1 protein-coding gene is annotated in these 6,517 nt (G+C 65.2%); it reads right to left on the bottom strand.

Features of this window, described 5'->3' with window-relative positions:
* On the bottom strand, positions 1–6,383 hold a 6,383-nt coding region (locus tag OXT71_21655), incomplete at its 3' end, for a hypothetical protein (protein ID MDE2929001.1).
* Between the last annotated feature and the right edge of the window lie 134 nt (positions 6,384–6,517).

Below are 6,517 nucleotides of genomic sequence, written 5' to 3'. Positions count from 1 at the left end.
CCGCTCCCGCTCCGCCCGGTGATCCGGTGCTCACCGGTGGCCCTGGGCAGCTTGGAGGGAGCATCGACGACGAAGGATGGGTTGAGGAAGGGCTGACCCTCCGCATCCATCCCGCCCCATAGGAAGAGGGACTTTGCTTCTGGAGCGATCAGGCTCACCGGTCGGGGCAGCCCCTCGGCTTGAGCGATCAGGCTCGCTGACCGGGGCGACCCCTCGTCGACGAGGCGAAAGCGGAGCGCGTTGGCAAAGTGATAATCGCTGATCCCCTTCGGGTAGCAGTAGGACATCAGGTCCGGCCTGAATGGCGACGCCAATGCGCCCCCATAGCGGAAGTCGTACCCCCAGGCGCCAGTTGATCCGTCCGGGGAAGGAAACGCCGGGTCCGGTCCCCCAGCGCCCCCGCAGGGAGCGTGATACAGACTCATGTTGTGGCCGAGTTCGTGAGCGATGGTCGTCGGGTTTAGTTTCGAGATGCTCACCCGTCCGGGGCGGGGCGCCTGTCCGGCCCGCCCTACCCGGCCCGGCTTCGATATCGTGCCCATGTAGTGCCCGCTACCGCCCTCCATGGCCCGAATCGCTTGCGTCTCCCCGAGTAGCGGGAAAAACTCGTCGGGCGAAATCGAAGTCATCACGGGGGCGTGGGCCGTCACTTCGAGGTCTTTGATCGGCAGCAGCGTACGCGTCTCCCACAGCAGCTCGTGGCCCTCCGGGTCCGCCTCCATAGCCTCGGCTGTTTCCACGACCAAACGGTGGGGGTCTTCGCTCCAGAGGAAGGGAACCACCGTCAGGTGGAGCACGGGCATCTCCCGCACATCGACCGCCATGCGGCCCGTGTCCGGGATCCGGCTTGCCGTCACGAGACCGGGATCCAGCGTTCCTTCCGGGTCGATCTCGACGACCATCTCAAGACCCGGACGTATGATCTCGCCGGGGATCTCGGCGTTGGACGATCGTGACAGATCCCCCTCATAAACCTCGGTCGGGATGGACGCCGTGCGCGCCGGAATGTCAGCCACATGGATCTCGCTCCCATCCACGTAGAACCGCGCTCGCACGGGAGGGATACCCGCCGTCGTGGAACTCCCGGCGGTGACGAACACCCGAAGCAACGCCTTCTCTCCGGCGATCAACGGAACCGGATACTTCTGTGACTGCACCGCCTGGACGAGGTATGCAAAGGCCGCGCTGTCACTCACGCAAGTTGCAACCCGCAGCCGGTCGATTCTTTCGAGCCAATCCCGGAAGCCGGGATCCGAGGGTGCGCAAAGACCCGTTCCGACGGCCCATAGCGTTTCGAGCCGGTCAAGACCCATCAATTCGGTTGGAAGGCTCCCCGTCAGGCCGGAGTTCCCCGAGATATCCAGTTCCATCAAGCTCGTGAGGTTGCCGAGCTTGGGCGGGATCGGCCCCGTGAGAGCGTTGGATCTGAGATTCAGCTCCCTCAGGCTCGTGAGCCTGGCGAGTTCGGGCGGGATCGGCCCGGTGAGATAGTTCGCTTCGAGCCACAGTTTCTTCAGGCTCGTGAGGTCGCCGAGTTCGGGCGGAATCGGCCCCGTAAGATCGTTCTGATCGAGAGTCAGCTCCCGTAGGCTTGTGAGGTTGCCGAGTTCGGGCGGAATCGGCCCCGTGAGGCCGTTGTAACCGAGATTCAGATCCCTCAGGCTGGTGAAGTTGCCGAATTCGGGCGGAATCGGCCCCGTGAGGCCGTTGCCGCCGAGATTCAGAAGCCACAGGCTCGTGAGGTTGCCGAACTCGGGCGGAATCGGCCCCGTGAGGCCGTTGCCGTTGAGATCCAACTCCGTCACACGCCCGTCATCATCGACGGTGATCCCATGCCATTCCCTGAGCGGCCGGCTGGTCCCCCAGTTGCTGCTGTCAAACCAATCGGGTCCGCCGGTGGATTGGTAAAGCGCCGTCAACGCGTCCCGCTGGATCAGCGCGTCCTGCTGGGAGTCCACCACTGTGACCGTTGCGGATGCCGTCCGTGTCTGGCCGCCGGCGCCACGCACCGTGATGTGGTACGTCGTCGTGGTGCGCGGCGACACTTTTCGCGAGCCCGCTGCCGGGACCGCTCCAAGATCCGGCGTGATCTCCACGCTCTCCGCATGGGTCGAGTCCCACGTCAGCGTGGCCTTTTCCCCCCAATCGATGGAACTCGGCGTAACCGACAGCATCAGCGCCGGGGGAGGAGCTTGGCCTCTGCCGATACCCTTTATGTGCAGGATCCGGCGCTGACCCCATGCTGCGGCGTCGGGGACCCCGCGGCTGAAGAGCACATCGAGACTCTCGGCGCCTGCTCGAGAGACTAGAGCCGACGCGCTGGCCTGAGGCAGGTCGCGCAGAATGCCTCGCACCTGCCGGGTGCCCGGATCGACCAGGATGTACAGGGGAATATCGGTATCGCTGTCGAGCCTCACCGACCCACCGGGCCCGGAAAGCGTGATGCTGTCCAGGCGGACCGTCCAGCCGGGCTCGACCGGGAGGACGAAGGCGAAGGACGAGCTCCCATCACCGTCGGCGACCTCGGGCATGGTGAAGCCGACGGAAAAGAGCTCGTCTCCGCTGCCGCTCCGTCCGGTGATCCGGTGCTCACCGGTGGCCCTGGGCAGCTTGGAGGGGGCATCGACGACGAAGGATGGGTTGAGGAAGGGTCGGCCGTCCGCATCCATCCCGCCCCACAGGAGAAGGGACTTTGCTTCCTGAGCGATCAGACTCGCCGGCCGGGTCCGCCCCTCGTCTTGAGCGACCAGGCTCGCCGCCTGGGGCGGCCCCTCGTCGACGAGGCGAAAGCGGAGCGCGTTGGCAAAGTGATAGTCGCTGATCCCTGCCGGGTGGCAGTAGGACATCAGGTCCGGCCTGCCCGGCGACGCCAATGCGCCCCCATAGCGGAAGTCGTAACCCCAGGCGCCAGTCGATCCGTCCGGGAAGGGAAACAGAGGGTCCGGTCCCTCTGCGCCCCCGCAGGGAGCGTGATACAGACTCATGTTGTGGCCGAGTTCGTGAGCGATGGTCGTCGGGTTTAGTTTCGAGATGCTCACCCGTCCGGGGCGGGGCGCCTGTCCGGCCCGCCCTACCCGGCCCGGCTTCGATATCGTGCCCATGTAGTGCCCGCTACCGCCCTCCATGGCCCGAATCGCTTGCGTCTCCCCGAGTAGCGGGAAAAACTCGTCGGGCGAAATCGAAGTCATCACGGGGGCGTGGGCCGTCACTTCGAGGTCTTTGATCGGCAGCAGCGTACGCGTCTCCCACAGCAGCTCGTGGCCCTCCGGGTCCGCCTCCATAGCCTCGGCTGTTTCCACGACCAAACGGTGGGGGTCTTCGCTCCAGAGGAAGGGAACCACCGTCAGGTGGAGCACGGGCATCTCCCGCACATCGACCGCCATGCGGCCCGTGTCCGGGATCCGGCTTGCCGTCACGAGACCGGAATCCAGCGTTTCTTCCGGGTCGATGTCGACGACCATCTCAAGACCCGGACGTATGACCTCACCGGGGATCTCGGCGTTGGACGATCGGGACAGATCTCCCTCGTCAACCTCGGTTGGGAGGGACGCTGGACGCCCCGGAATGTCCACCACGTGGATCTCGGATCCATCCACGTAAAACCGGGCTTGAACGGGAGGGATGCCCCCCGTCGTGGAACTCGCGGCGGTGACAAACACCCGGAGCAGCGCCTTCTCTCCGGCGACCAGCGGAACCGGAAACTCTCGTGACTGCACCGTCTGGACGAGGTATGCAAAGATCGCGCTATCACTCACACAAGTTGGAACCCGCAGCCGGTCGATTCTTTCAAGCCAATCCCGGAAGCCGGGATCCGAGGGTGCGCAAAGACCCGTTCCGACGGCCCATAGCGTTTCGAGCCGGTCAAGACCCATCAATTCGGTTGGAAGGCTCCCCGTCAGGCCGGAGTTCCCCGAGATATCCAGTTCCATCAGGCTCGTGAGGTTGCCGAGCTTGGGCGGGATCGGCCCCGTGAGATCGTTGGCGCGGAGATTCAACTCCCTCAGGCTGGTGAGGTTACCGATCTCGGGCAGGATTGGCCCCGTGAGATCGTTCTGCCCAAAATTCAGGATCTCCAGGCTGGTGAGGTCGGCGAGCCCGGGCGGGATCGGCCCCGTGAGGGCATTGCGGTGGAGCCGCAGTTCCCTCAGGCTGGTGAGGTCGCCAAGTCCGGGCGGGATCGGCCCCGTGAGGGCGTTGCGGTGGAGCCACAGTTCCCTCAGGCTGGTGAGATCGCCAAGTCCGGGCGGGATCGGCCCCGTGAGATCGTTCTGCCCGAAATTCAGGATCTCCAGGCTGGTGAGGTTGCCGACCTCGGGCGGGATCGGTCCCGTGAGATCGTTCCCTTCGAACCGTAGCTCCGTCAGGCGCGTGAGATCGCCGATCTCGGGCGGGATCGGCCCCGTGAGGCCGTTCCACCCGAGATTCAGCGCCCTAAGGCCGGTGAGGTCGCCGAGTCCGGGCGGGATCGGTCCCGTCAGACCATTTCTGTAGAGATCCAACTCCGTTACGCGCCCGTCGTCATCGACGGTGACCCCATGCCATTCCCCGAGCGGCCGGCGGGTCCCCCAGTTGCTGCTGTCAAACCAATCGGGTCCGCCGGTGGATTCGTAAAGCGCCGTCAGCACGTCCCGCTGGGAGGCCACCACTCTGACCGTAACGGATGCCGTCTTCGTCTGGCCTCCGGTGCCGCGCACCGTGATGCGGTAAGTCGTGGTGGCGTTCGGCGCAACCTTCCGCGTGCCCGAAGTCGGCACCGTCCCGATGTCCGGTTCGATCTTGGCGCTCTCCGCACTCGTCGACGACCAGGTCAGCGTCGTGCTCTGGCCCCGCTCGATCGATGCCGGCGACGCTGACAATTTCACCGTCGGCGGCGGAGCCTGGCCGCCCTTGATCCCCCCTCCGTCCTCAATCCGGATCGCCGGCACCGCCGAAAGCGATGAGGTTCCCTTCCCGAATCGCAGGCCCAGCGGGGCGAACCCCGGTTCGTCCTCGGTTCGCAGGAACACGAGACCCCGAAAGTCCCTCAGGAAATCCGCATCCACCCCGGGCACGTCGAACCACTCCGGGAGCGTTCGCGCCGATTGGTGGAAGTCTTTCCAGGGGAGGAACAACCCGCTCAACGGATCCTCTCCCTCCTCGTCGCGCAGCCTCAGCTCGATCCTGGATTCGGCATCCGGTTTGAATAGCGCCAGTCCCGCGCCGACGGTTCCCGATTCCTCCACGAACAGAGCGAATTGCTTCCCCAACTGGGCAGCCTCGACGCCGACTTCGACCCCCGACTGGGCATGCCGGTAGGTCAGGAGTCCACTGATCGTCCCCCCATCGGCCTCGACCTGGATCCAACCCCGCCGAATGGCTCTGGAGCCGGTGCTTCTCAAGACACGGCTGCCCAGCGCCGGGATCTCCAACGTCGGATCGGAATCGAACAGATCCGGGACCGGTTCTCCTTCGGAGTCGTAGACTTCCACCACGGCCTCGGTGGCGGCGGTCCCGTCCACGTTGCTAAGCACCAGTTGCACCGACCATCCCCCACCGTCCACGTAGTCGGGGAAGACCAGGTTCGTCTCTTGGGGTTCCTCGCTTCGGGTCCGGATTGCCGGCACCGCCGACAGCGAAGAAGTCCCCTTCCCGAACCGCAGCCCGAGCGGAGCGAAAGGGGATTCGTCCGCGGTCTCCAGGAACAGGAGACCGCGAAAGTTATCCAGGAATCCCGTAGCGACTCCCTCCACCGAAAACCATTCCGGGAGCGTCCGGGCCGCCTGGTGGAAATCACCCCAGGAAACGGCCTCCCCCTCCAGGGGATCGTTCCCCTCCCCGTCGCGAATCCGAAGCTCGAGGCGAGGCGAGATGTTCGGCTTGAAGACGGCGACGCCGGCGCCCACCGTCGGCGATTCCTCCACGAACAACGCGAACTGCTTCCCCAACTCGACGGGCTGCACGCCGACTTCGATCCCCGACCGGGCGTGCCGGTAGGTCAAGAGTCCACTCACCGAGTCCGTACCGGCGCGGACCTGGATCCAGCCCCGGCGAATCGCCCCCGCGCCCGAGCTCCTCAACACCCGGCTGCCCAGCGCCGGGACCTCGAACGTCAGATCCGAATCGAACAGATCCGGGACCGGTTGTCCTTCGGGATCGTAGACTTCCGCCCGGACCTCGGCGGCGGCGGCCGGGTCGACGTTGCTCACCACCAGTTGCACCGACCAGCCGCCTCCGTCCACGTAGTCGGGGAAATACAGGACCGTCTCCGCCGGGCCTTGCGTCTGATGGGCGATCGAATCCTGGAACGGGGGCGGAGCGGTCTCCAGCCGCCCGGCGGGTCTCTGCTCCGGATAGGAGGCGGACAACAGCAAGAAAACGAACAGGGGAACCCGGAGTTTCCTCATGGCGATTCAGGCACTCGACGGGTCACGTCGGGTCCGGCGCACAAGAAGCCGTGAGCAAATCGAAGATGGCAAGTAAAAAATGGGAATTATAAAGTGCAGTTGACACTTTGCAGTTCTGGCGCCACGCTCGGCCT

Source organism: Acidobacteriota bacterium, assembly GCA_028874215.1.
In the GTDB taxonomy this organism is placed as follows: Bacteria; Acidobacteriota; UBA6911; order RPQK01; family JAJDTT01; genus JAJDTT01.
The sequence above is the reverse complement of the archived record's forward strand: the minus strand, read 5'-3'. Positions and strand labels throughout refer to the sequence as shown.